This is a genomic window from Azohydromonas australica DSM 1124, from assembly GCF_000430725.1.
GTDB lineage: Bacteria > Pseudomonadota > Gammaproteobacteria > Burkholderiales > Burkholderiaceae_C > Azohydromonas > Azohydromonas australica.
Window position 1 is genome coordinate 39,568 of sequence record NZ_KE387213.1, and the last position, 25,130, is coordinate 64,697.

General features: G+C 71.1%; 25 protein-coding genes. 12 read left to right on the top strand and 13 right to left on the bottom strand.

Going from position 1 to position 25,130, the window contains the following annotated elements; genetic code table 11:
• Positions 1 to 22: 22 nt before the first annotated feature.
• Positions 23 to 631 (bottom strand): LysE/ArgO family amino acid transporter, encoded by a 609-nt coding sequence (locus H537_RS0134515; RefSeq protein WP_043461479.1) that lies wholly within the window; start codon positions 629 to 631, stop codon positions 23 to 25.
• Positions 632 to 705: 74 nt separating this feature from the next.
• Between H537_RS0134515 and H537_RS0134525 the strand changes: the two genes are divergently transcribed.
• Positions 706 to 1,614 carry a LysR family transcriptional regulator ArgP gene (locus tag H537_RS0134525; protein ID WP_029001523.1) on the top strand — a complete coding sequence of 303 codons (909 nt, stop codon included), beginning with the start codon at positions 706 to 708 and terminating at the stop codon, positions 1,612 to 1,614.
• Positions 1,615 to 1,722: 108 nt separating this feature from the next.
• On the opposite strand, the gene H537_RS0134530 is transcribed toward H537_RS0134525, so the two are convergent.
• The 4 genes from H537_RS0134530 to H537_RS0134545 form a co-directional block, all read right to left on the bottom strand.
• Complete coding sequence (locus H537_RS0134530) at positions 1,723 to 2,145, bottom strand: universal stress protein (protein WP_029001524.1); 423 nt, start codon at positions 2,143 to 2,145, stop codon at positions 1,723 to 1,725.
• Positions 2,146 to 2,235: 90 nt separating this feature from the next.
• Complete coding sequence (locus tag H537_RS0134535) at positions 2,236 to 3,012, bottom strand: metallophosphoesterase (protein ID WP_029001525.1); 777 nt, start codon at positions 3,010 to 3,012, stop codon at positions 2,236 to 2,238.
• Positions 3,013 to 3,021: 9 nt separating this feature from the next.
• A complete protein-coding gene (locus H537_RS0134540) occupies positions 3,022 to 3,807 on the bottom strand; it encodes a UPF0149 family protein (RefSeq protein WP_043461411.1) in 786 nt (261 codons plus the stop codon).
• A 108-nt stretch (positions 3,808 to 3,915) separates the two neighbouring features.
• Positions 3,916 to 5,784, bottom strand: coding sequence for a phosphoenolpyruvate carboxykinase (GTP) (locus H537_RS0134545; RefSeq protein ID WP_029001527.1), 1,869 nt, complete (start codon positions 5,782 to 5,784; stop codon positions 3,916 to 3,918).
• Between the two features lie 316 nt (positions 5,785 to 6,100).
• On the opposite strand from H537_RS0134545, the gene H537_RS0134550 reads away from it, so the two are divergent.
• Positions 6,101 to 6,634: an MOSC domain-containing protein gene (locus H537_RS0134550; RefSeq protein ID WP_043461413.1), complete on the top strand. Its 534-nt coding sequence runs from the start codon at positions 6,101 to 6,103 to the stop codon at positions 6,632 to 6,634.
• 11 nt (positions 6,635 to 6,645) lie between these two features.
• Here the strand turns inward: H537_RS0134550 and H537_RS0134555 are convergent, their stop codons facing one another.
• Positions 6,646 to 7,731 (bottom strand): AbrB family transcriptional regulator, encoded by a 1,086-nt coding sequence (locus H537_RS0134555; RefSeq protein ID WP_051244249.1) that lies wholly within the window; start codon positions 7,729 to 7,731, stop codon positions 6,646 to 6,648.
• A gap of 5 nt (positions 7,732 to 7,736) precedes the next feature.
• Complete coding sequence (locus H537_RS0134560) at positions 7,737 to 8,825, bottom strand: alkene reductase (RefSeq protein WP_029001530.1); 1,089 nt, start codon at positions 8,823 to 8,825, stop codon at positions 7,737 to 7,739.
• Positions 8,826 to 8,934: 109 nt separating this feature from the next.
• Between H537_RS0134560 and H537_RS0134565 the strand changes: the two genes are divergently transcribed.
• From H537_RS0134565 to H537_RS0134575, 3 genes are all read left to right on the top strand, one after another.
• Complete coding sequence (locus H537_RS0134565; RefSeq protein WP_029001531.1) at positions 8,935 to 9,789, top strand: 23S rRNA (adenine(2030)-N(6))-methyltransferase RlmJ; 855 nt, start codon at positions 8,935 to 8,937, stop codon at positions 9,787 to 9,789.
• An 81-nt stretch (positions 9,790 to 9,870) separates the two neighbouring features.
• Positions 9,871 to 11,781, top strand: coding sequence for a PhoX family protein (locus H537_RS0134570; RefSeq protein ID WP_043461417.1), 1,911 nt, complete (start codon positions 9,871 to 9,873; stop codon positions 11,779 to 11,781).
• Positions 11,782 to 11,842: 61 nt separating this feature from the next.
• A complete protein-coding gene (locus tag H537_RS0134575; protein WP_238446918.1) occupies positions 11,843 to 12,520 on the top strand; it encodes a CAAX prenyl protease-related protein in 678 nt (225 codons plus the stop codon).
• Positions 12,521 to 12,563: 43 nt separating this feature from the next.
• Here H537_RS0134575 and tgt read toward each other — a convergent pair whose 3' ends face one another.
• The 3 genes from tgt to queA form a co-directional block, all read right to left on the bottom strand.
• The gene (tgt, locus tag H537_RS0134580) at positions 12,564 to 13,691 is read right to left on the bottom strand and encodes a tRNA guanosine(34) transglycosylase Tgt (protein ID WP_029001534.1); all 1,128 of its coding nucleotides are present in this window, start codon (positions 13,689 to 13,691) and stop codon (positions 12,564 to 12,566) included.
• Positions 13,692 to 13,826: 135 nt separating this feature from the next.
• Entirely contained in the window at positions 13,827 to 14,213 is a 387-nt protein-coding gene (locus H537_RS0134585; protein ID WP_029001535.1) for a c-type cytochrome, read from the bottom strand.
• A 69-nt stretch (positions 14,214 to 14,282) separates the two neighbouring features.
• Positions 14,283 to 15,473, bottom strand: a complete 1,191-nt coding sequence (gene queA, locus H537_RS47240) for a tRNA preQ1(34) S-adenosylmethionine ribosyltransferase-isomerase QueA (protein ID WP_084151185.1) — start codon at positions 15,471 to 15,473, stop codon at positions 14,283 to 14,285.
• A 56-nt stretch (positions 15,474 to 15,529) separates the two neighbouring features.
• Between queA and recG the strand changes: the two genes are divergently transcribed.
• Entirely contained in the window at positions 15,530 to 17,608 is a 2,079-nt protein-coding gene (gene recG / locus H537_RS0134595) for an ATP-dependent DNA helicase RecG (protein WP_084151186.1), read from the top strand.
• A gap of 28 nt (positions 17,609 to 17,636) precedes the next feature.
• On the opposite strand, the gene panC is transcribed toward recG, so the two are convergent.
• Both panC and panB read right to left on the bottom strand, forming a co-directional pair.
• Positions 17,637 to 18,464 carry a pantoate--beta-alanine ligase gene (gene panC, locus H537_RS0134600; protein WP_029001537.1) on the bottom strand — a complete coding sequence of 276 codons (828 nt, stop codon included), beginning with the start codon at positions 18,462 to 18,464 and terminating at the stop codon, positions 17,637 to 17,639.
• 33 nt (positions 18,465 to 18,497) lie between these two features.
• A complete protein-coding gene (gene panB / locus H537_RS0134605; RefSeq protein WP_051244252.1) occupies positions 18,498 to 19,301 on the bottom strand; it encodes a 3-methyl-2-oxobutanoate hydroxymethyltransferase in 804 nt (267 codons plus the stop codon).
• Between the two features lie 61 nt (positions 19,302 to 19,362).
• Between panB and H537_RS0134610 the strand changes: the two genes are divergently transcribed.
• The 4 genes from H537_RS0134610 to H537_RS0134625 all read left to right on the top strand — a co-directional run bounded on the left by H537_RS0134610 (position 19,363) and on the right by H537_RS0134625 (position 22,954).
• Complete coding sequence (locus tag H537_RS0134610) at positions 19,363 to 20,286, top strand: LysR substrate-binding domain-containing protein (RefSeq protein ID WP_029001539.1); 924 nt, start codon at positions 19,363 to 19,365, stop codon at positions 20,284 to 20,286.
• A gap of 124 nt (positions 20,287 to 20,410) precedes the next feature.
• Positions 20,411 to 20,602, top strand: coding sequence for a hypothetical protein (locus H537_RS0134615; protein ID WP_029001540.1), 192 nt, complete (start codon positions 20,411 to 20,413; stop codon positions 20,600 to 20,602).
• 94 nt (positions 20,603 to 20,696) lie between these two features.
• Positions 20,697 to 21,176, top strand: a complete 480-nt coding sequence (locus tag H537_RS0134620) for a Dps family protein (protein WP_029001541.1) — start codon at positions 20,697 to 20,699, stop codon at positions 21,174 to 21,176.
• A 149-nt stretch (positions 21,177 to 21,325) separates the two neighbouring features.
• Entirely contained in the window at positions 21,326 to 22,954 is a 1,629-nt protein-coding gene (locus tag H537_RS0134625; RefSeq protein ID WP_029001542.1) for a peptide chain release factor 3, read from the top strand.
• Positions 22,955 to 23,025: 71 nt separating this feature from the next.
• Here the strand turns inward: H537_RS0134625 and H537_RS47245 are convergent, their stop codons facing one another.
• Complete coding sequence (locus H537_RS47245) at positions 23,026 to 23,460, bottom strand: hypothetical protein (protein ID WP_051244255.1); 435 nt, start codon at positions 23,458 to 23,460, stop codon at positions 23,026 to 23,028.
• Between the two features lie 158 nt (positions 23,461 to 23,618).
• Here H537_RS47245 and ubiA point away from each other — a divergent pair, with 158 nt between their 5' ends.
• Both ubiA and H537_RS47250 read left to right on the top strand, forming a co-directional pair.
• Positions 23,619 to 24,530 (top strand): 4-hydroxybenzoate octaprenyltransferase, encoded by a 912-nt coding sequence (gene ubiA / locus H537_RS0134635; RefSeq protein WP_029001543.1) that lies wholly within the window; start codon positions 23,619 to 23,621, stop codon positions 24,528 to 24,530.
• 86 nt (positions 24,531 to 24,616) lie between these two features.
• Entirely contained in the window at positions 24,617 to 25,078 is a 462-nt protein-coding gene (locus H537_RS47250; protein WP_084151188.1) for a Panacea domain-containing protein, read from the top strand.
• The last annotated feature ends 52 nt before the right edge of the window (positions 25,079 to 25,130 follow it).

The window sequence follows — 25,130 nt, forward strand, 5'->3', positions numbered from 1 at the left end:
GGTGCGCCTCAGGCTGATGCGCTTACGCAGCCAGCAGCTGCCACGCCACCGCCACCATCGCCAGCGCGACCAGGGCGTCGATGCAGCGCCAGGTGCGCGGCTGCGCCAAGCGCGGCGCCAGCACCGCGGCACCCGCGCCCAGCGCCGTGAACCACATCAGCGAGGCAGTGGCCGCCCCCGTCGCGAAGGCCCCGCGCTGCGCGTGCTGTGCGCCCAGCGCGCCGATGAGCAGCACCGTGTCCAGCCACACGTGCGGGTTGAGCCAGGTCAGCGCCGCCGTGGTCAGCAGCACGGCGGCCCGTCCCTGCGTCGCGCCACCCGCGGCCAGGGCGCTGGTGCCGTTCCACGCCCGGCGTGCCGCCTGGGCGCCAAACCACAGCAGGTAGGCGGCACCGGCCCAGCGCAGCGGCGCCATCAGCGCCGGCGCGGCCTGCAGCACCTGGCCCAGGCCGAACACGCCCGCGAACACCAGCAGCGCGTCCGACACCGCGCACAGCGCCACCACTGGCGCCACGTGCGCGCGCAGCAGGCCTTGGCGCAGCACGAAGGCGTTCTGCGCACCGATAGCGACGATCAGGCCCGCCATGGAGGCCCAACCCTGGAGGAAAGCGGAGGAAGCGTTGGAAGACATGGGCGCGATTGTGTTCAGCCGCTTCCAGTACATGAACAATCTTTAAAACTTGTGCGACTTCATCAGCAACACTTATGAAAGACCTGGACACGGCCGCGCTCGATTGCCTGGCGGCGCTGGCGGACGAGGGCAGCTTCGAGCGCGCGGCGCAGCGCCTGGCCGTCACGCAGTCGGCGGTGTCACAGCGGCTGCGGGCACTGGAGGCGCAGTTGGGCCGGCCGCTGGTGGTGCGCGCGCGCCCGCTGCGCCTGACGCCGGCCGGGCGCGTGCTGCTGCGGCTGGCGCGCCAGTGGCAGGCCTTGCGCGTGGACGCCTCGGCCGAGCTGGGCCTGCCGCTGCCGCAGCTGAAAGTGCCCATTGCGGTCAATGCCGACAGCCTGGCCACCTGGGTGCTGCCGGCGCTGGACCCGCTGGTGCGGCAGCACCCGTCCCTGGCGCTGGAGCTGGTGGTGGACGACCAGGACTTCACGCACGAGTGGCTGCGCGACGGCTCGGTGCTGGGCTGCGTGAGCGCGCTGAGCGAACCGCTGCGCGGCTGCAGCGTGCGCCCGCTGGGCCTGATGCCCTACAGCGCCGTGGCCAGCCCGGAGTTCGTGCGCCGGCACCTGCCGCAAGGCCTGCACGAAGGCAACTTCGCGCAACTGCCCTTCCTGGTGTTCAACCGCAAGGACGCCATGCCGACGCGCTGGGTGGAGTTGGCGCTGGGCCTGCGTGCGCCGCGGCTGCTGGAGCGTCACGTGCCGGCCAGCGAGCCCTACATGCGCGCGGCGATGATGGGCTGGGGCATCGGCGTGCTGCCGCTGCTGCAGGCGCGCGCGGCGCTGGACAGCGGCGAGCTGCTGGAGCTGCGCCCGGCGCTGCGGGTGCCGCTGGCGCTGTACTGGCACCAGTGGGCGCTGGAGGGCTCGCAGGGCACGCCGCCGCTGCTGGACCGCATCGGCCAGGCACTGGAGGCGCATGCGCGGCAGGTGCTGGAGCGCTAGGCCGCGCAGCGCGGCTGCCGCACAAAAGCAAATGCCGGCGCGGAGCCGGCATTCAGGCGCGGCGCAGGGCCGCTCATGGGAGCGGAGCCCTGCGCGGGCAGCGGGCGCTCAGCGCACCAGCAGCACGGGCGTCTTGCAGTGCGCCATGACCTTGGTGGTCACGGAGCCCATCACCAGGTTGCCCAGGGCGCTGTGGCCGTGCGAGCCCATGATGAGCAGGTCGTACTTGCCCTTGTCGGCCAGGCCGGCGATGTGGTCGGCGGCGTGGCCCACCTTGCTGACGTAGTCGATCTCGACGCCCTTGTTCTTGAAGAACGTGCGGATGGGCTTGAACACCTTCTCGGACTCGCTCTCGTAGTAGGACTTGACCACGTCCTTGTCCAGCGCGGCGGCGGCGCGCGGCGGCACCGCGGGCACCACGTGCAGCAGCGTGTACCGGTGCGCGCCGGAGAGCCATTCCTCGTGCTCCGCCAGGTAAGCCAGCATGTGCTTGGTATAGGGGCTGCCGTCTACGGGAACGAGGATCTTCATGGGGTGAGCCTTCCAGTTTGTTGCTGAGAGGTGTGCAGTTTCGCACGCGCCCTCCGGCCGCCCTTGTCCAACGTCAAGGCGGCCGGCGGCTCAGAGCTCGATCAGGCGCAGGGGCTCGAAGCCCTCGGGCTCGCCCTTGTCCGCGGCGCCGCGCGCCTGGCACACCACGCGCGTGCGGCGGCCGTCCGCGTGCTCGACGACGTAGTCGTGGCGGCGGTGCACGTGGCCGTGCAGCCACAGGTCCACGCCGGGGAAGAGGTCGTCATCGGCGTTGCAGAAGCTGGCGGTGCTGGCCTGGCGGCCGTAGCGCGGGTCGGCGCTGCGCAGGCTGGGAGCAAAGTGCGTCACCACCACCGTGGCGTCCCAGCGGTCCTGCGCCGGCTCGGCCAGCTCCTGTTCCAGCCATTGCCGGCACCGCAGCCCTTCCTCGCGCACCGCCGCGGCGTCGAAGAGCGCGCCGCCGCGGGTGGACTGCTGCACCCGCGCGAAGTAGCCGCCCGCGCGCTGCGCCTTGACGCGCTGCGCGGCGCCGAAGACCTCGAAGTCGCTCCAGCGCACCGTGCCCACGAAGCGCACGCGCCGCCCGTCGGCGGCGGTCCAGACCAGGCGCTCGCGCTCCAGCAGCCGAAAGTTCAGCTCGGCACAGCGCGCGCGCAGCGCGGCCCAGGCCTCGTCCATGTCGCGGCGGTCGAACTCGTGGTTGCCGGCCACGAACAGCACCGGCACCGGCCAGTGGGCGAACAGCTCCAGCCCCTTCCAGCGGCTGTCGATGTCGCCGGCCAGCACCAGCAGCTCCGCGCCCGGCGCGGGCTCGGGCGTGAAGCTCTCGGTTTCGAGATGCAGATCCGACAGCAGCTGCAGGCGCATGCGTTCAGCTCAGTCCTTGCCGTGGCACTGCTTGAACTTCTTGCCGCTGCCGCAGGGGCAGGGGTCGTTGCGGCCGACCTTGGGCGTGTCGCGGCGCACCTGCTGCACGGCGTAGCGCTGGTCGGAGGTCAGGTCCCACAGCTCGGCCACGGCCATGATCAGGTCGTCCACGGCCTCGTCCACGTCGGCCAGCGGCAGCTCCTGGTCCAGCGTGGCCAGCATCTCGCGGTCCTCGTCGGTCTGCACCGGCAGGTGGCGGAAGATGCGCGCCAGCGTCAGGTCCACGGACTCGTCCGAGGAGTCCAGCAGCCCCGGGAAGCTGTGCACCGCGTGCTCGAAGCCGGCCACCCAGGGCATGAGCGGGCGCGAGGCCTCGGGCAGAGATTCCTGCAGCGCCTTGGCGTCGTCGATGGCCTGCTGCTCGTACTCGCTCAGGGGAACCTCGGGCTCGGCCTCGGCGCCCTCCTCGTCCTCGCCGTCCGACTCGGCGTCGAGCAGCACGGGATCGAAGCCGCCATCCTCGGCCAGGGCGCGGTTGAGCGCCTCGTAGCGGCGGCGGATGAGCGCCTGGCAGCGCTCCAGCCACTGGGCATCGGCGTCCTCGGGCAGCGGGCGCTGCTCGACGTCGAAGATCGGCGGCATCCAGCGCGACTCGTCCAGCAACTCAGGCTGCACCAGCACGCCGCAGAGGTAGCCGTCGAGCATCACGATGTCCAGCGGCTGCAGCGGCGCAGGCGCGGCGGCGAGGAGGTCGTCGAGCTCGGCGAGCTCCTGGTCGGTCAGGTCTTGTTTCATGGGCGGAATTGTCGGCCATGGCGCCGACCCGCCCCGAGGCAGGGCCGGCGCCATGAAAAGGAAAAGGCCCGCGCGGGGCGGGCCTTCACGCAGCGGCGCTGACGGGCGTCAGGCCGTCAGGTGCTTCTCCAGGCGGGCCTTGGCTTCGGCCAGCTCGGCAGGCAGGTGGCTCTTGAGCAGGTCGAACAGCTCGTCGTGCAGCTTGATCTCGTGCAGCCAAGCGTCGCGGTCGATGCTGGTGACGCTCTTGAACTGCTCGGCCGAGAAGTCCAGGCCGGTCCAGTTCAGGTCCTCGTAGCGCGGCGTGGTGCCGAACAGGTGCTCCTCGCCCTGGGGCGCGGTGCCTTCGACGCGGCCCAGGATCCACTGCAGCACGCGCATGTTCTCGCCGTAGCCCGGCCAGGTGAACTTGCCGTCGGCGCCCTTGCGGAACCAGTTGACGCAGAAGATGCCCGGCAGCTTCGCGCCCTGCTCCTGCAGCTTGCTGCCCAGGTTCAGCCAGTGCTTGAAGTAGGCGCCCATGTGGTAGCCGGCGAAGGGCAGCATCGCGAACGGATCGCGGCGCACCACGCCTTGCTGGCCGGCGGCGGCGGCGGTGGTCTCGCTGCCCATGGTGGCGGCCATGTACACGCCCTCGACCCAGTCACGCGCCTCGGTCACCAACGGCACCGTGGTGGAGCGGCGGCCGCCGAAGATGAAGGCGTCGATGACCACGCCCTCGGGGTTGTCCCACTCGGGGTCCAGCACCGGGTTGTTGGTGGCGGCCACCGTGAAGCGCGCGTTCGGGTGCGCGGCCTTGCGGCCGGTTTCCTTGGCGATCTGCGGCGTCCAGTCCTGGCCCTGCCAGTCGATCAGATGCGCCGGGGCCTCGTCGGTCATGCCTTCCCACCACACGTCGCCGTCGTCGGTCAGGGCGACGTTCGTGAAGATCACGTCGCGCTGCAGCGAGTCCATGCAGTTGGGGTTGGTCTTGCTGTTGGTGCCCGGGGCCACGCCGAAGTAGCCGGCTTCGGGGTTGATCGCGCGCAGCTTGCCGTCGGCGGTGGGCTTGATCCAGGCGATGTCGTCACCGATGGTGGTGACCTTCCAGCCCTCGAAGCCCGCCGGCGGCACCAGCATCGCGAAGTTGGTCTTGCCGCAGGCGCTGGGGAAGGCAGCGGCCACGTGGTGCTTCTTGCCCGCCGGATCGGTCACGCCCAGCACCAGCATGTGCTCGGCCAGCCAGCCCTCGTCGCGGCCCATGTTGGAGGCGATGCGCAGCGCGAAGCACTTCTTGCCCAGCAGCGCGTTGCCGCCGTAGCCCGAGCCGTAGGACCAGATCTCGCGCGTGGCGGGGTAGTGGACGATGTACTTGGTCTTGTTGCAGGGCCAGGCCACGTCCTGCTGGCCTTCGGCCAGCGGCGCGCCCACGGTGTGCACGCAGGGCACGAACTCGCCGTCCTCGCCCAGCAGCTCCAGCACGCGCTTGCCCATGCGGGTCATGATGCGCATGTTCACGGCCACGTAGGGGCTGTCGGAGAGCTCCACGCCCAGCTGGCTGATGGGCGAGCCCAGCGGGCCCATGGAGAAGGGGACCACGTACAGCGTGCGGCCGCGCATGGCGCCGCGGAACAGCGCGTTCTCGCCGGTCTGCAGCAGGGCGCGCATCTCGGCCGGGGCCATCCAGTTGTTGGTCGGGCCGGCGCCTTCTGCCGTCTCGGAGCAGATGAAGGTGCGGTCCTCGACACGGGCCACGTCGCTCGGGTCGCTGCACGCCAGGTAGCTGTTGGCGCGCTTGGCCGGGTTCAGGCGCTTCATGGTGCCGCCATCCACCAGCTGCTGGCACAGACGGTCGTACTCCTCCTGCGAGCCGTCGCACCAGTACACGTCACGCGCTTCGGTCAGGGCTGCGATCTCGGCGACCCAGGCGACCAGACGGTTATGACGGACATAAGCGGGGACGTTCAAGCGCAAGCCTTCCATGGCGGGTTGGTTCATGAGAACTCCGATCTAAAGAGAGAAAGACGGCATTGGGTCAACCTCGCCCTCGTCGCAAGGTAGGCCAAATACCGTCGGGCTGTGCGTAGCGCTCTGGATCGCAGAGGCGGTTTCACCCAGGTACGGCCTTCGATACCAAGCCGCCGGGCGTGCAGTGTGGCGGCAGTGTAATGGCGTGGTAACTGCCCAATCCCTGGGATAGCGCAAGCTTGGTGCATGAGCGGAGAACAGTCGTGGGGTCTTTCACGCCGGGGAGGAACAGCAGGCAAGCGACATGCCGTGATGCAATTCCGACATCGGCACCCAACTTTTTGCGATGCAGCTCCTGAGCCTGAACACCCTGACCCTCTCCCCCGACGGCACGCCCGCCCCGCGCCGCCAGCCCGCAGCCGACGCCCGCAGCGTCGAGCGCTACGGCATCGAGGACGAGCCGCCCGCGGCCACGCCCGCCTGCGCCCTGTTCGCCTATCCCTTCGAGCACTACCCGCTGTGGCAGACGCTGCGCGCCCAGGCCCGCGCCGCCGAGTGGGGCGAAGCGCTGCCCTACGGCGCGCTGGGCGAAGCGCTGACGCTCCAGGGCCTGCTGGAAGCCCAGGCCTGCGTGGGCGACGTGCTGGTGTTCGACAGCGGCTGCGAGCTGGCGGTGAGCGAGCCCCACCTGCCCAGCCCCACCCTCGACGCCGCCCTGGGCTTCAAGCACGCGGCGCGGATGATGTGGCAGTCGGGCCTGTGCGGCTTTCACCTGGGCGTGCGCATCGGCGGCACGCTGCGCAGCGGCGACCGTTTCACCCTGCGTCCCGGTCCGCGCGAGGTGAACATCGCCGACCTCTTCCGCGCCCGGCGCGGCTGAGGCCCTCACCTTCAGCGGCCGGCCAAGGGCAGCGACCGCAGCGCCTGGCGCCGCGCCTCCCAGCGGTACAGCGGCCCGGTCAACACCAGCACCGCGACGTAGCGCACCACGTGAAAGGCCGTGACCAGCGGCACGCCCAGCTGCAGCACCTGGGCCGTGATGCACATCTCCGCCATGCCGCCGGGCGAGTTGCCCAGCAGCACGGCCGCCGGCGCCAGGCCCGCAGCCCAGGCCAGCAGCCAGGCAAAGCCGGCCGACGCCGCCAGCATGGCCAGCGTCCCCGCCGCCACCGTGCCCAGCCAGCGCGGCGCAGCGTGCAGGAACTCCGGCGTGAAGCGCGTGCCCAGCGACACCCCGATGAGCAGCTGCGCCGCGTTGGTCATGGCATGCGGCAGCACCGCCTCGGGCAGCAGTCCGCTGCCCACCAGGGCCAGGCCCACCAGCAGTGCGCCCAACACCCACGGGTTCGGGCTGCCCAGGCGCCGCGCGACCAGCGCCCCGGCCAGCGTCGCCGCGCACAGCAGCCCCAGCAACGGCAGCGGCAGCTCTGCCGCGCCGGCGCGGGCCTCCAGCGGATGGAAGCCCGCCGCCTGCAGCCCCCAGGGCACGGCCACCACCACGATCAGCACCCGCAGCGAATGCGCCGCGGCCACGCGGTCCACGCGCCCGCCGTGGCGCTCGGCCAGCACCGCCATCTCGGAGGCGCCGCCGATGGCCGCGGCAAAGAAAGCGGTGGCACGGTCCGGCGCGCCGCTGCGCAGCAGCACCCGGTAGAACAGCGCGCCCATGAACAGCGCCCACAGCACGCCGACCAGCAGCGCCGGTGCCAGGCGCGGCAGCTGCTGCAGCACCAGCGGCGTGAAGTGCAGGCCCAGCGCGGTGCCGATGGCCCATTGCCCGGCGTTGCGCAGCACGGGCGAGACGCGCAGCCGCGCCCCGGCCGAACAGGCTATCGCCGTGGCCAGCAGCGGCCCCAGCGTCCAGGCCAGCGGCACGCGCAGCTGCTCGCACAGCAGCGCGGCCGCGGCGGCCAGCGCCAATGTCAGCAGCGCCCGTCCCCAGGTGCCGGGACTGCGCACCCAACGAGCCGCTGCCATGGCACTCAGGCCGGCAGCTTCGGGTAGTCGATGTAGCCGCGCGCCCCGCCGCCGTAGAGCGTGGCGGTGTCCAGCGGATTCAGCGGCGCGCCGCGCTGCAGGCGCAGGCCCAGGTCAGGATTGGCGATGAAGGGCTTTCCGAAGGCCACCAGGTCGGCGGCGCCACTGGACACCACCTCGACGGCCATGCGGCGGTCGTAGCCGTTGTTGACCATCCAGGCCGCCCGGGTCTGGCGGCGCAGCGCGGCGTAGTCGAAGGGCGCCACGTCTCGCGCCCCGCCGGTGGCGCCTTCCACCACGTGCACGAAGGCCAGGTTGTACGGCTCCAGCTGCGCCAGCGCGGCCTCGTACAGCGCCTGCGGGTTGCTGTCCTGGCCGATGTCGTTGGCCGGCGTCACCGGGCTCAGGCGCAGGCCGGTGCGTCCGCCGCCGATCTCGTCGGTGACCGCCTGCACCACCTCGCGCAGCAGCCGGGTGCGGTTCTCGATCGGGCCGCCATATTGGTCAGTGCGGTCGTTGCAGCTGTCGCGCAGGAACTGCTCGATCAGGTAGCCGTTGGCGGCGTGGATCTCCACGCCGTCGAAGCCGGCCTCCATCGCGCAGCGCGCCGCGTGGCGGTAGGCCGCGACGACGCCCGGGATTTCCGCGGTGGCCAGCGCCCGCGGTGCGCTCACGGGCTCGAAGCCCTTGGCGGTGTAGGTCTTGGTCTGGGCCGCGCGCGCGGTGGAGGACACCGGCGGCTGCCCGCCCGGCAGCAGCGACACGTGCGAGATGCGGCCCACGTGCCAGAGCTGGATCACGATGCGCCCGCCGCGCGCGTGCACCGCGTCCGTCACCTTCTTCCAGCCCGCGACCTGCTCGGGCGTGTAGATGCCCGGGGTGTCGAGGTAGCCGTGGCCGAACTCGCAGATGGGACTGGCCTCGGTGACGATCAGCCCGGCGCCGGTGGCCGGCTGGGCGCGCTGCGCGTAGTACTCGACCATCAGCGCGTTGGGCACCTGGCCGGGCGCGCGGTTGCGCGTCAGCGGCGCCATGACGACGCGGGTGTCCAGGGCGATGTCACCGATGTGGATGGGATCGAACAGGCTGGGCATTTGTAATGGGTGTACTGAACGAGAAAAGTTCGCAGCCTAAGCGAATCAATGCCGGCACGCTGCCCCTGCCGGCGCAAGGCCCCAGGGGGCAGCGGCTACAGTGCCGCGCATGCTTGCCTATCGACACGCCTTCCACGCCGGCAACCACGCCGATGTCCTCAAGCACCTGGTACTCGCCCAGGTGCTGCGCTACATGAACGAGAAGGACAAGCCCTACACGCTGGTCGACACCCACGCCGGCGCCGGCGGCTACTCGCTGCAGGGCCGCTACGCCCACAAGAAGGACGAGTTTGAAACCGGCATCCGGCCGCTGTGGAACGAGGCCTCCGGCCTGCCCGCGCCGCTGGCCGACTACGTGCAGCTGGTGCGCGACTTCAACGACGGCGGCAAGCTCGTGCAGTACCCCGGCTCGCCCGCCATCGCGCAGCGCCTGCTGCGCGAGACGGACCGGCTGCGCCTGTACGAGCTGCACCCCACCGACTTCCGCATCCTGGAGTCCTTCCTCGCCACCCGGCCGCACACGCAGGTGGACATGAGCGACGGCTTCGCCGCCATCACCCGCGAGCTGCCCCCGCCCTCGCGCCGCGGCGTGCTGCTGATCGACCCCTCCTACGAGCTCAAGACCGACTACGGCAAGGTGGTGCACGCGGTGCGCGACGCGCTGCAGCGCTTCGCGCAGTGCGTGATCCTGGTCTGGTACCCGCAGCTGCAGCTGGTGGAGGCGGCGCAGCTGCCCAAGCGGCTGACCGCCGCGGCGGCCGCGGCGCCCAAGGGCTGGCTCAACGTCAGCTTGAGCGTGGCCGAGTCCGGGCCCGACGGCTTCGGCATGACCGGCAGCGGCATGTTCGTCATCAACCCGCCCTGGACGCTGCACGACGACCTGGCGCAGTGCCTGCCCGTGCTGGTGAACAAGCTCGGCCAGTACGACGGCGCGCGCTTCAGCATCGAGCAGCAGGCGGTCTGAGCCTCCAATCTCCAGGCACCCGGGCGCGACAGCGCCCGTTTTTCATTCCACCGGCCTTCACGAGCCTCACGAGCAGCAGCCATGCGCCATCCGCTGGAAGACAGCAACGCCTCCTCGAACCCCTCCATCCATGAGCTGAACTCCTCGCGGCGCGAGCTGCTGCAGGGCGGCCTGGGCGCGGCGCTGGCCGCCCTGCTGGGTCCGCTGGCAGGCTGCGCCGCGCCGGCGGCGACGTCCTCCAGCGCCACGCCGCTGCTGGGCTTCCGCAGCGTCCCGCCCAGCGAGGCCGACACCGTCACCGTGCCGCCGGGCTACCGCGCGCAGGTGCTCACCGCCTGGGGCGAGCCGGTGGGCATCGCCGGCGCGGCGATGCCGCCCTGGCGCGAGGACGCCTCCGCCGATGCCGCCGAGCAGGCGCTGCAGTTCGGCATGCACCACGACGGCATGCAGTTCCTGCCGCTGCAGCCCGACGGCCGGCGCGGCCTGCTGGTGACGAACCACGAGTACACCGACGAGGGCCTGCTGCACCCGGACGGGCCCACGCCCTGGACAGCCGAGAAGGTGGCGAAGAGCCAGGCGGCGCACGGCCTGTCGGTGGCGGAGATCGAGCTGCGCGGCGACGGCTGGCAGCTGGTGCGGCCCAGCCGCTTCGCGCGCCGTATCACCGCGCGCACGCCCTGCGCCGTGGGCGGCCCGGCCGCCGGCCATGCGCTGCTGCGCACCGCGGCCGACCCGCAGGGCGCCCGCGTGCTGGGCACTTTCGCCAACTGCGCCATGGGCCGCACGCCCTGGGGCACCGTGCTCAGCGGCGAGGAGAACTTCGCCTTCTATTTCGACGCGGGCCCGAACCCGGACCCGCACCAGAAGCGCTGGGGCCTGCCGGCACAGGGTTTCACGCGCTGGGCCGCGCACAACGACCGCTTCGACGCCGTGAAGCATCCCAACGAAGCCAACCGCTTCGGCTGGATCGTGGAGCTGGACCCGGCGGACCCCGCCAGCCCGCCCGTGAAGCGCACCGCCCTGGGCCGCGCCGCGCACGAGGGCGCCTGGGTGGCGCTCACGCGCGACGGCCGCGCGGCGGTGTATTCGGGCGAGGACGCGCGCTTCGAGTACCTCTACAAGTTCGTCAGCCGCGACCGGGTGCAGCCCGCCCGCGACGGCCTCAGCGCCGCGCAGGCCAATCGCGAGCTGCTGGACCACGGCACGCTCTACGTGGCGCACTTCGACGCCGAAGGGCGCGGGCGCTGGCTGCCGCTGGTGCACGGCCAGGGGCCGCTCACGGCGGCCAACGGCTTTGCGGACCAGGGCGAGGTGCTGGTCAAGACCCGCCAGGCCAGCGACCTCCTGGGCGCCACCAGGCTGGACCGTCCGGAGTGGATGGCGATCCATCCCGCCACCGGCGAGGTGTTCTGCAGCCTCACCAACAACACCGACCGCGGCAAGGCCGGCAAGCCGGGCCCGGACGCCGCCAACCCGCGCGCCCACAACGCCATGGGCCAGGTGCTGCGCTGGCGCGAGGACGGCGACTTCGACGGCGAAACCTTCGCCTGGCGCCACCTGCTGCTGGCCGGCGACCCGGCCAACACGCGGGCCGAGGCGCGCGGCGACGTGCGGGGCGACGCCTTCGGCTGCCCGGACGGGCTGTGCTTCGACCCGCGCGGCGTGCTGTGGATCCAGACCGACGTGTCCGCCGGCGTCATGCGCCAGGGCGAGTTCGCGCGGCTGGGCAACAACCAGATGCTGGCCTGCGACGTGGGCACGGGCGAGGTGCGGCGCTTCCTGACCGGGCCGGTGAACTGCGAGATCACCGGCGCGACCTTCGCGCCCGACGGCCGCACGCTGTTCGTGAACATCCAGCACCCCGGCGAGCCGCCCAGCGACATCAGCGACCCGGCGGACATCAACCGCTTCTCGCGCTGGCCCTTCGGCGGTCGCCCGCGCTCGGCCACGGTGGTGGTGCGGCGCGAGGACGGCGGGGTGATCGGGAGCTGAGCGCCGGGCCGGGCGGCGGCGGAGCCGGCCTCGGGAGCCGGCGCGCCGATACTCCGCCGCCATGAACACCGTCGCCTGGATGCCCCGGCGCGCCGCGCTCGTGCGCTGCGCACCCTTTGGCCTTTTCATGCTGCTGCTGGCGCTGCGCGGCGCCGCGGCCGACCACGGCTGGACCGACGCGCGCTGGCTCTATGCCCTGAACCTGCCGCTGGTGGGCGGCCTGCTGTGGCTGTGGCGGCGCGAGTACGCCGAGCTGCGCGATCGCCCGCCCCTGCGCGAGGCGCTGCTGGCGGTGGCCGTGGGCCTGCTGGTGTTCGGCCTGTGGATCCACCTCGACGCGCCCTGGATGCAGATCGGCGAGCCCTCCGCCGCCTTCGTGCCGCTGGACGGCGCCGGGCAGCCGGACTGGGCGCTGGTCGCCGTCAGGACGCTGGGCGCGGCGCTGCTGGTGCCGGTGATGGAGGAGCTGTTCTGGCGCGGCTTCCTGATGCGCTGGCTGGCGCAGCCGGCCTTCGAGGGCGTGGACCCGCGCCGGGTGGGGCTGCGCGCGGTGCTCATTTCTACTGCGCTGTTCATGCTGGCCCACACGCTGTGGCTGGCGGCCATCGTCGCCGGCCTGGCCTACGCGCTGCTGTACGCGCGCACCGGGCGGCTGTGGAACGCCGTCATCGCCCACGCCGTGACCAACGGCGCGCTGGGCGCGTGGGTGGCGGCGACGGGGAACTGGCAGTTCTGGTGAGCCGGCGCTGCCGCGACGGCGGCAGCGGGCCGGCCCGCCTGCATCACACCCCGCGCGCGCGGTCGGCGGCGAACTGCTGCTTGAACTGCTCGAAGGTGCCGGCGTCCAGCGACTCGCGCACCTCGCGCATCAGGTTCAGGTAGTAATGCAGGTTGTGGATGCTGGTGAGCATGGGCCCCAGCATCTCGCCGCAGCGGTCGAGGTGGTGCAGGTAGGCGCGGCTGAAGTTGCGGCAGGTGTGGCAACCGCAGGTCTCGTCCAGCGGGCGCTGGTCGGCGCGGTGGCGGGCGTTGCGGATCTTCAGGTCGCCGAAGCGCGTGAAGAGGTGGCCGTTGCGCGCGTTGCGGGTGGGCATCACGCAGTCGAACAGGTCCACGCCGTTGGCCACGCCGTCCACCAGATCCTCGGGCGTGCCCACGCCCATCAGGTAGCGCGGCTTGTGCGCCGGCAGCCGGTGCGGCGTGTGCGCCACGATGCGCTGCATCTCGGCCTTGGGCTCGCCCACGCTCACGCCGCCGATGGCGTAGCCGGGCAGGTCCAGCTCCACCAGCGAGGCCAGCGACGCCTCGCGCAGGTGCTCGAACATGCCGCCCTGCACGATGCCGAACAGCGCGTTGGGGTTCTCCAGGCGCTGGAACTCGGTGAGGCAGCGCCGCGCCCAGCGCAGGCTCAGCTCCATCGAGGACTTGGCCTCGGCCTCGGTCGTGAGGTGGCCCTTGGTCTCGTAGGGCGTGCACTCGTCGAACTGCATCACGATGTCCGAGTTCAGCACCGTCTGGATCTGCATGCTGACCTCGGGCGTGAGGAAGAGCTTGTCGCCGTTGACCGGCGAGGCGAACTTCACGCCCTCCTCGGTGATTTTGCGCATCTCGCCCAGGCTCCAGACCTGGAAGCCGCCGCTGTCGGTGAGGATGGGCCGGTTCCAGCCCTCGAAGCGGTGCAGCCCGCCGAAGGACTGCACCACGTCCAGGCCCGGGCGCATCCACAGGTGGAAGGTGTTGCCCAGGATGATCTGGGCGCCCATCTCCTCCAGAGAGGCCGGCAGCACGCCCTTGACGGTGCCGTAGGTGCCCACCGGCATGAAGATGGGCGTCTCCACCACGCCGTGGTTGAGCGTGAGGCGGCCGCGCCGCGCGCGGCCATCGGTCTTGAGCAGTTCGAATTTCAACATGCGGGAATTGTCCCGCAGCCCCGCCATCCGGCCGGCGCCGGGGGCCTAAAGCGCCGCCGCCCCGGCGTGCACTGGGGCACGGCCGGGGCGGCGGCGTGGGCTGCCGGGTTCAGGCAGCCGCGGCGCGAGTACGGATCACTTCTTGGCGTCGAGCGCCAGGATCCACTTCACCAGCTGCTTGGCGTCGGCGTCCTTGATGGCGACGTGGTTGGGCGGCATGGCCAGGCCCGACACCTTGCCCTTCCAGTGGCTCTCATAAGGATTGGAGCCCTGCAGCACGGTACGGGTGAGCTGCTCCTCGGCGCCCTTGACGCCCTTGTACTTGGCCGACACGTCCTTCCAGGCCGGGCCGATGGGCGCCATGCCTTCCGGGCCCTTGGCACCGGGCTCGATGTTGTGGCAGGTCATGCAGCCGCTCTTGCTCGCGAGCTGCAGCATGGCGTCGTCCTTGCCGTCGGCAGCGAAAGCCGCCGTGGAAGCCACGACCAGACCGGCCAACACACACAGTGCTTGCTTGCTCATGGAAAACCCCTCTTGCGTTGATGAATGGCCTCACAGTAGCCAGCGCAAGAGAGCGCCATTTGACAACCGTCAATAGCCATAGCGCTTTTGCCAGAGTGGAGCAGCTGGAGCGGGCGAAAAACACGGTGCTGCTCCAGGGCGGAGCAGCATGCAAGAAGCGGGCAAGGCCGGTTGCGCGTGCAACCGCGGCGGCAGGCGTCGTGGACGGGCGCCCGGGCCGCGGCGCTCCAGCAGCATCGCGTCGCCGTAGCTGAAGAAGCGGTAGCGCGCCTCCACCGCGTGGCGGTAGAGGGCGCGCACGTGCTCGTGGCCGCTGAAGGCGCTCACCAGCATCATCAGCGTGCTCTTGGGCAGGTGGAAGTTCGTGACCAGCAGGTCCACCACGCGGAACTGGAAGCCCGGGGTGATGAAGATGTCCGTGTCGCGGGCGCCGGCTTCGAGCCGGCCGCCGCACGCGGCGGACTCCAGCGCGCGCAGCGTGGTGGTGCCGGCGGCGATGACGCGCCCGCCCGCGGCGTGCGTGGCCTCGATGGCCGCCACCGTCGCGTCGCTGACCTCGAACCACTCGCTGTGCATGCGGTGCTCGGCCAGGTTCTCGCTGCGCACGGGCTGGAAGGTGCCCGCGCCCACGTGCAGCGTGACGCTGGCGCTCTTCACACCGCGCTCGCGCAGCGCCTGCAGCACGCCGTCGTCGAAGTGCAGCGAGGCGGTGGGCGCGGCCACCGCGCCGGGGCGCGCGGCGAACACCGTCTGGTAGCGCTGCGCATCCTCGGCCGCGTCGGCATGCGTGATGTAGGGCGGCAGCGGCACGTGGCCGAAGCGCTCCAGCAGCACCAGCGGGTCCTCGGGGAAGCGCAGGTGGAACAGCGAGCCGTCCACGCCGCTGCGGCCGAGCACCTCGGCGTCGAAGCCCTGGGCCGGGTCGTCGCCGAAGCGGACCGTGCCGCCCGGCTTGGGCGACTTGCTCGCGCGCAGGTGGGCCAGCACCTCGTTGCCGGGCAGCAGGCGCTCGACCAGCGCCTCCACCGAGCCGCCGGTGGGCTTCTCGCCGTAGAGGCGGGCCTTGATCACACGCGTGTCGTTGAAGACCAGCAGGTCGCCGCTGCGCAGCAGCCCGGGCAGGTCCCGGAACACGCGGTCCACCGGGAAGGTGCCGCGGCCGTCGAGCAGGCGCGAGGCGCTGCGCTCGGCCGCCGGGTGCTGGGCGATGAGCTCCGGCGGGAGATGGAAATCGAAATCGCTGAGGGTGTAGGTGGTCATGGCGCAGGCTGTACCGGCCTGGAAGAGGTCCGTGGAACAGAAGGCAGAATTGTTCCATGCCCCTTGCCACCGAGACCGTACCTTTGCCGCAACGCCCTGCCGCTTCTGGGCGTACGGCCAGCCCGGCGGCCAAGGCCATGCTCAAGCTGGGGTTGGTGCGCGACATCGACGTGGCGCTGCACCTGCCGCTGCGCTACGAGGACGAGACGCGCATCACCCCCATCGCCCACGCCCGCGAGGGCGACAACGTGCAGGTCGAAGGCGTGGTGCGGCAGGCGCAGGTGGAGCTGCACCCGCGCCGCCAGCTCGTGGTGCGGCTGTCCGACGGCAGCGGCGAGCTGACGCTGCGCTTCATCCACTTCTACGCCGCGCAGCAGAAGACGCTGGCGCCCGGCACGCGCGTGCGCGTGCGCGGCGAGGTGCGCGGCGGCTTCTTCGGGCGCGAGATGGTGCACCCGGTGTTCCGCGCCGTGGAGCCCGGCACGCCGCTGGCAACATCGCTCACGCCCGTCTACCCGGCCAGCGCGCAGCTGCCGCAGGCCTACCTGCGCAAGGCCGTGGTGTCCGCGCTGGGCCGCGCGCCGCTCAACGAGCTGCTGCCGCCGCAGGTGCTGCCCGCCGGGCTGCCCACGCTGCGGCAGGCGCTGGACTTCCTGCACCACCCGACGCCCGACGTGAGCATGGCCACGCTGGAGGACCACAGCCACCCGGCCTGGCAGCGGCTGAAGTTCGAGGAGCTGCTGGCGCAGCAGATCAGCCAGCTGCAGGCGCAGCGCGAGCGCGCCAAGCTGCAGGCGCCCGGGCTGGTGGCGCGCGCGGACGGCCTGCGCGAGCAGCTGCTGGCGCAGCTGCCCTTCGGCCTGACTGGCGCGCAGCAGCGGGTGGTGGACGAGATCGCCGCCGACCTCGCGCTCACGCAGCCCATGCACCGGCTGCTGCAGGGCGACGTGGGCTCGGGCAAGACGGTGGTGGCGGCGCTGGCGGCGGCCGTCGCCATGGATGCCGGCTGGCAGTGCGCGCTGATGGCGCCGACCGAGATCCTGGCCGAGCAGCATTTCCGCAAGCTGGTGCAGTGGCTGGAGCCGCTGGGCGTGGGCATCGCCTGGCTCACCGGCAGCCGCAAGGGCAAGGCGCGCCAGCAGATGGTGGAGCGCGTGGGCAGCGGCGAGGCGAAGCTCATCGTCGGCACGCACGCGGTGATCCAGCAGGACGTGCATTTCGCCCGGCTGGGCCTGGCCATCGTGGACGAGCAGCACCGCTTCGGCGTGGCGCAGCGGCTGGAGCTGCGCAAGAAGCTGGCGCACGAGGCGCTGGAGCCGCACCTGCTGATGATGAGCGCCACGCCCATCCCGCGCACGCTGGCGATGACCTATTACGCGGACCTGGACGTGAGCACCATCGACGAGCTGCCGCCGGGGCGCTCGCCGATCGTGACCAAGGTGTTCGCCGACACCCGGCGTGAGGAGGTGATCGCGCGCATCGCCGACGAGGTGGCCAACGGCCGCCAAGCCTACTGGGTGCTGCCGCTGATCGAGGAAAGCGAGACGCTGGACCTGCGCAACGCCACCGAGGCGCATGCCGAGCTGCAGGCCGCGCTGCCGGGGGTGAAGGTGGGGCTGCTGCACGGGCGCATGCCCGCGGCGGAGAAGGCGGCCGTGATGGCGGAGTTCTCCGCCGGGCAGATGGGGCTGCTGGTGGCGACCACGGTGATCGAGGTGGGCGTGGACGTGCCCAACGCCAGCCTGATGGTGATCGAGCACGCCGAGCGCTTCGGCCTGAGCCAGCTGCACCAGCTGCGCGGCCGCGTGGGCCGCGGCGCGGTGGCCAGCGTGTGCGTGCTGCTCTACACCGGGCCGCTGTCGCAGACGGGCAAGTCGCGGCTGCGGGCCATGGCGGAGACGACGGACGGGTTCGAGATCGCCCGCCGCGACCTGGAAATCCGCGGCCCCGGCGAGTTCATGGGCGCGCGCCAGAGCGGCGATGCCCTGTTGCGCTTTGCCGACCTGCTGCACGACACCGCGCTGCTGGAGCGCGCGCGGCGCGTGGCGCCGAAGCTGCTCGACCAGTTCCCCGACGCCGCGCAGGCGCACGTGGCGCGCTGGCTGGGGAGCAAGGCGGAGTTCCTGAAGGCGTGAGGCGCGTGTCGACGCGCCCGGCGCGGTCTCAGATCTCCACGTTGTCGATCAGCCGCGTCTTGCCCAGCTTGGCCGCGGCCAGGACCACCATGGGCTCCTGCAGGCCCTGCGGCTCCAGCAGGTCGGCCTGGCGGCGGATGACCACGTAGTCGGGCTGCCAGCCGCGGCGCTGCAGCGCGGCCAGCGCCTCGCGCTCCAGCGTGTGCGCGTCGCTGCCGCTGTCGCGCACGGCGCGCGCCACCGAGTCCAGCAGCCGGTGCAGCTCCACCGCCTCGGCGCGCTCGGCCGGGCTCAGGTAGCCGTTGCGTGAGGACAGCGCCAGGCCGTCGGCGGCGCGGCAGGTCTCGCCGGCCACGATCTCCACCGGCAGCGCCAGCTGCCGCACCATCGACTTGATCACCAGCTGCTGCTGGTAGTCCTTCTTGCCGAAGTAGGCCGCCGCGGGCTGCACGATGTTGAAGAGCTTCAGCACCACCGTGCACACGCCGGTGAAGAAGCCCGGGCGGAAGTGGCCTTCCAGGATGTCGGCCAGCTCGGCCGGCGGCTGCACCTTGTAGCTCTGCGGCTCGGGGTACAGCTCCGCCTCGTCCGGTGCGAACACGATGTCGCAGCCCTCGGCCTTGAGCAGTTCGCAATCGGCTTCGAAGGTGCGCGGGTAGCGGTCGAAGTCCTCGTTGGGGCCGAACTGCAGCCGGTTGACGAAGATGCTGGCCACCACCGGGCGGCCCGAGGCCTTGGCCTGGCGCACCAGCGCCAGGTGGCCCTCGTGCAGGTTGCCCATGGTCGGCACGAAGGCCGGACGGGGACCTTGCGCCAGGGCGGCGCGCAGGTCAGCGATACGGTGCAGCACTTGCATGGCGTGCCAGGCTCCCTTGAAGTCGTTTCTTGTTTATCGGCTGTGCAGCCGGTCGTCCGGGAAGCGCCCGGCCTTGACCTCGCTGACGTAGCTGCGCACGGCGGCGTCGATGCCAGGCGCGCCTTCCATGAAGTTGCGCACGAAACGCGCCTTCTTCCCCGGCGTGATGTCGAGCATGTCGTGCAGCACCAGCACCTGGCCGCTGCAGCCCGCGCCGGCGCCGATGCCGATGGTGGGGATGGGCAGCTCAGCCGTGATCTCGCGCGCCAGCGCCGCGGGCACCAGCTCCAGCACGATCATCGCAGCGCCGGCCTGCGCCAGCTCCTGCGCGTGGCGCTTGAGCGTGGCGGCGGCCTCGTCGCTGCGGCCCTGCACGCGCCAGCCACCCAGCGCGTGCACCGACTGCGGCGTCAGGCCCAGGTGGCCGCACACCGGGATGCCGCGCTCCACCAGCGCGCGCACCAGCGGCACGGTCCAGCCGCCGCCTTCGAGCTTGATCATGTGCGCGCCGGCCTGCATCAGCGCCGCGGCGCTGCGCACGCCCTGCTCGACGGTCTCGTAGTAGCTGCCGAAGGGCATGTCCGCCACGATCCAGGCGCTGCGGTTGCCGCGCGCCACGCAGCGCGTGTGGTAGGCCATCTCCTCCAGCGTCGTGGGCAGCGGGCTGTCGTGGCCCTGCAGCACCATGCCCAACGAATCGCCCACCAGCAGGATCTCCACGCCCGCGGCGTCGAGCACCTGGGCGAAGACGGCGTCGTAGCAGGTGAGCATCGTGAGCTTCTCGCCGGTGGCATAGAGCTCGCGCAATCGGTGCAGGGTCAAGGGCTTGCGGTCCATGGTTTCACTCCGTGCCGGCGCGGCTCGCGCGGGCGGGGCGGGATTTGAGCACAATCCCCGGATGACCCTGACCGAACTGCGTTACATCGTGGCGGTGGCCCGGGAGAAACATTTCGGTCGCGCCGCCGAAGCCTGTTTCGTGTCCCAGCCGACCCTGTCGGTGGCCATCAAGAAGCTGGAGGAAGAGCTCGACGTCAAGCTCTTCGAGCGTGGCAGCAACGAGGTCAGCGTCACGCCCCTGGGCGAGGACATCATCCGCCAGGCCCAGTCCGTGCTCGAACAGGCCGCGGCCATCAAGGAGATCGCGCGCCGCGGCAAGGACCCGCTCAGCGGCCCGCTGCGCCTGGGGATCATCTACACCATCGGCCCGTACCTGCTGCCGGAGCTGGTGCGCCATGCCATCGAGCACACGCCGCAGATGCCGCTGATCCTGCAGGAGAACTTCACGGTGAAGCTGCTGGAGATGCTGCGCACCGGCGAGCTCGACTGCGCCATCATGGCCGAGCCCTTTCCCGACACCGGGCTGGCGCTGGCGCCGCTGTACGACGAGCCTTTCGTCGTGGCCGTGCCCCAGGCGCATCCGCTGGCGCAGCGCAAGGCCATCGGCGCCGAGGAGCTCAAGCAGGAAACCATGCTGCTGCTGGGCACCGGCCATTGCTTCCGCGACCACGTGCTGGAGGTCTGCCCGGAGTTCGCGCGCTTCTCCAGCAACACCGAGGGCATCCGCAAGAGCTTCGAAGGCAGCTCGCTGGAGACCATCAAGCACATGGTGGCCTCGGGCATGGGCATCACCGTCGTGCCCAAGCTCTCCGTGCCGCGCGAGCCGCAGCCCTTCGTCAAGTACATCCCCTTCGAGCCGCCCGTGCCCTCGCGCCGCGTGGTGCTGGCCTGGCGGCGCACCTTCACGCGCTACGAGGCCATCGCCGCGCTGCGCAACGCGGTCTACGCCTGCCAGCTGGAAGGCGTGACGCTGCTGAGCGAGTGAACGACCCAGCCGGGGGCTGGGGCTATCGCCGCGTTTGAGCTATTCAAATAGCTCAACAGATAGCCAGGCACTATTCTTTGCCTCATCCCGGCGCTGCCGGATTCGAAGACGAGGAAGGAAGCCCATGAACCAGCCCAGCACCGCTCTCGGCACCCCGGGTGCCGGCACGCCAGGTGCGTGGGCGTCCGCCATGGGCACTGTGCCGGGCCGCCTTGACCTTCCCCGGGTCCGCCGCCTTGCGGGATGGGCCATATTCGTGACGGGCGCGCTGCACGGCCTGGCACAGGCACTGCCCTTGCTGACGCGCGGCGCCTGACCGGCAGCACGCGGGGTCCGCGCCGATGGCGCCGCCCCGCTCCCGCCCCCATCCCCTCAGCAGTCCGTCCACTCACAGCCACAAGGAGAAACGCATGCCCTCGCCCATCAACATCGGCATCAGTGAAGAGCATCGCGCCGCCATCGCCGGCGGTTTGAACAAGCTGCTGGCCGACACCTTCACGCTGTACCTGAAGACCCACAACTTCCACTGGAACGTCACGGGCCCGATGTTCAACACGCTGCACACCATGTTCATGGCGCAGTACACGGAGCTGTGGAACGCGGTGGACCCGATCGCCGAGCGCATCCGCGCGCTGGGCCACACGGCGCAGGGCTCCTACGCCCAGTTCGGCCAGAACGCCACGGTGGGCGACGCCCCGGGCCAGCCGCCCAAGGCGCTGGAGATGGTGCGGCTTCTGGTGGAAGGCCACGAGGCCGTGGCCCGCACCGCGCGCGAGCTGTTCCCCAAGGCCGAGGAAGCCGGCGACGAGCCCACGGCCGACCTGCTGACGCAGCGCCTGACGGTGCACGAGCAGACTGCCTGGATGCTGCGCTCGCTGCTGGAGGAGTAAGCCGCCACGCCGCCGCGGCCCGCACCGGCACGAGTGCACGGCGCCGGTGCCGCGGCAAAGCCCGCCCGGCCGGCTCGCCCGGGCGGGGCCCGCGATAATCGAGGGTTTTCCTCCTCCAACGAGCGGTCGGGTTTGCGGCCGCGAGCCGCATGTCCGCCGACCTCCTCTCCCAGGTGCGCCGCCGCCGCACCTTCGCCATCATTTCCCACCCCGACGCCGGCAAGACCACGCTGACCGAGAAGCTGCTGCTGTTCTCGGGCGCGATCCAGATCGCCGGCTCGGTCAAAGCGCGCAAGGCCAGCCGCCACGCCACCTCGGACTGGATGGAGATCGAGAAGCAGCGCGGCATCTCGGTGGCCTCCTCGGTCATGCAGATGGAATACCGGGACTGCGTGATCAACCTGCTCGACACCCCGGGCCACCAGGACTTCTCCGAAGACACCTACCGCGTGCTCACCGCCGTGGACGCGGCGCTGATGGTCATCGACGCGGCCAACGGCGTGGAGCCGCAGACCCGCCGCCTGCTGCAGGTCTGCCGCGCGCGCAACACGCCCATCCTGACCTTCGTGAACAAGATGGACCGCGAGGTGCAGGAGCCGCTGGCGCTGATGGACGAGATCGAGCGCGAGCTGGGCATGGGCGTGGTGCCGTTCACCTGGCCGGTGGGCATGGCCAAGCACTTCGGCGGCGTGCTGGACCTGCGCCGCGACCAGATGCGCGTGTTCTCGCCCGGCGAGGACCGCCACCACGACGACGACGAGATCGTCGACGGCGTCAACAACCCGGTGCTGGCGGATCGCTTCGGCATGTCCTACGAGCAGGCCGCCGGCGAGATCGAGCTGGTGCAGGAAGCCGCGCCCGCCTTCGACGAGGACGAGTTCCTGGCCGGCCGCCAGACGCCGATGTTCTTCGGCTCGGCCATCAACAACTTCGGCGTCAAGGAAGTGCTGGACGCGCTGGTGGAGCTGGCGCCGGCGCCGGGCTCACGCATGGCGATCCAGCGCGAGGTGAAGCCCGAGGAGCCCAAGTTCAGCGGCGTGGTGTTCAAGATCCAGGCCAACATGGACCCGGCGCACCGCGACCGCATCGCCTTCCTGCGCGTGGCCAGCGGCCACTTCGAGCGCGGCATGCGGCTGAAGGTGGTGCGCTCGGGCAAGGAGCTGCGTCCCAACTCCGTGGTGAGCTTCCTGTCGCAGCGCCGCGAGCTGCTGGACGAGGCCTTTGCCGGCGACATCATCGGCATCCCCAACCACGGCGTGCTGCAGCTCGGCGACACCATCACCGAGGGCGAGGCGCTGCAGTTCACCGGGCTGCCCTTCTTCGCGCCGGAAATGTTCCGCGCGGTGGAAGTGGCCGATCCGCTCAAGACCAAGCAGCTGCGCGCGGGCCTGACGCAGCTGGGTGAGGAAGGCGCGATCCAGGTCTTCCGCCCGGCGGCCGGCTCGGTGCTGCTGCTGGGCGCGGTGGGCCAGCTGCAGTTCGAGGTGGTGGCGCACCGCCTGGAGCACGAGTACGGCGTGCGCGCGCGCATCCAGCCCGTGCGCTACAACGTGGCGCGCTGGGTGACCTGCCCGGAGGAAAACGGCGGCGCCAAGGAACTGCAGCGCTTCATCGACCACAACGCGCACCGCGTGGCCTACGACGCCGTGAACGCGCCCTGCGTGCTGCTGGAATACGCCGGCGAGCTGCGCGCCATGCAGGACAACTGGCCCAAGATCAAGTTCCACGCGCTGCGCGAGCACGCGGGGCTGATGTTCCAGCAGCGGCTGGAGGCCTGACCAGGCGCGGCCTGGCGCAAGCCTGAAAAGCCGGGGAGCGGTCCATTGGGCCTCCCCGGTGCGTCAGCTCTTCACGCATCCCTTCCCGGCTGATCCTCCCGGATCGCCTGGCTCACGTCCGTGCGCGCGAGGCCCCAGCGCAGCAGCAGGTGGTCGAAGAGCACGCGCTCGCTGTCCTGCACGCGGCCGTCGGCGGTGATCACCGCGGCGCCCAGGCGCGCCACCAGGCGCTGCTTGGCCGGGTCGCGCACGGCCTGCAGCTCGGCCTCCATCAGCGCCCGCTCCGACAGCGTCAGCCACGGCCGCTGCTGCAGCCGCTCGCCCAGCTCCTCGCACAGCTCGCCGGCCACGTGCATGAACTCGGCGCGATCGATGCCGATGCGCCCGAAGGCGTCCAGCTCGTCGAGCATCGCCAGCTCGCGCGGGTCGAGCCGGGTGTCGGCCACGATCAGCAGCGCGATCAGGCGCGCCATGGCTTGGGGGCTGTCGGTCTCGCGGATGGACATGGGCGGTTCTCCTTGATGGCAAAAGCGTGCGCCGCACCCTTGCCTCAGGTGCGGCCCCGGTGGACCCAGGGCAGGCGCGGGGCCCGGCGCGCACCTGCCGTGGAGCCGCGGCGACGCGCCGGAGTTCCGCGCGGGCCTGCGCGCGACAATCCGCCGCCATGAGCACGCACGCCGTATCGCCTCCCTCACGCCTGTCGCTGTACCTCGACCTGATCCGCTGGAACCGCCCCGCCGGCTGGCTGCTGCTGCTGTGGCCCACGCTGTCCGCAATGTGGATGGCGGCCGACGGCTTCCCCGGCTGGCACCTGCTGGCGGTGTACGTGGGCGGCACCGTCCTCATGCGCAGCGCCGGCTGCTGCGTCAACGACGTGGCGGACCAGGAGTTCGACCGCCACGTCAAGCGCACCGCCCAGCGCCCCGTGACGCGCGGCGCCATCGGCACGCGCGAGGCACTGCTGGTGGGCGCGGCGCTGGCGCTGCTGGCCTTCTTCCTGGTGCTCACCACCAACGGGCCGACCATCACGCTGTCCTTCGCCGCGCTGGCCATCGCCATCGCCTACCCGTATGCGAAGCGGCTGGTGTCCATGCCGCAGGCCGTGCTGGGCGTGGCCTTCAGCTTCGGCATCCCGATGGCCTTCTCGGCCGTGCAGGGCGGCACCGGCTGGGGCCCGGCCGCGGTGGCGGACGCCGTGCCGCTGCACGCCTGGGGGCTGCTGGTGTCGAACCTGTTCTGGGTGCTGGCCTACGACACCGAGTACGCGATGGTCGACCGCGACGACGACATCCGCATCGGCATCAAGACCTCGGCGCTGACGCTGGGCCGCTTCGACGTGATCGGAGTGACGCTGTTCTACCTGGTGCACCTGGCGTCCTGGGCCTGGATCGGGTGGCTGCTGGGGCTGGGCGGCTGGTTCCTGGCCGGCATCGCCGCCGCCCTGGCGCAGGTGGCGTGGCACTGGACGCTGATCCGCCACCGCACCCGCGAAGGCTGCTTCAAGGCCTTCCGCCTCAACCACTGGCTGGGCTTCACGGTGTTCGCCGGCACGGTGCTGGACCTGGCGCTGCGCTGAAGGCGGCTCGCCCGGCGGCCGGCACGGCTTGACACCCACCGCCGCGCCGCCGGAGAGTGCACTGCACACCGCCGCGAGGCCTCCACATGCATGACGCCAAAGCCGCTGCCCGCACGCTGATAGAAATGGCGGCCGAGCGAAATATCGAGCTCACACACTTGAAACTGCAGAAGCTCCTGTATTTCTGCCACGGCCTGATGTTGGCCCAGCACGGCCGGCCGCTGGTCAAGGACGATTTCCAGGCCTGGAAATATGGCCCGGTACTCGAAGACCTCTATCACGACCTGAAGGTTTTCGGCACGTCCGGCATTCGGCCCGAAGACGGCTTCATCAAATACTGGCCCAGCCTGCCCGAAGGGGCGGCCGTGGAGAGAAAAGCCATCTCGGACGTGCTGGACCAATTGGGCGACATGCGCGGCGGAGAGCTGATCAACATCTCACACGATCCGAACGGGCCTTGGTATGCCGTCTTCCAGGAACAAACCCAGAGCAGCACGATCGGGAACGACCGGATCGAAAGCTATTTCAAGACCATCGTCGCCCGCTGAGCCGGACGGTATTCAGCCCGTCGCCGCTGAGGAGCCGCGCAAGCCCGGCGTC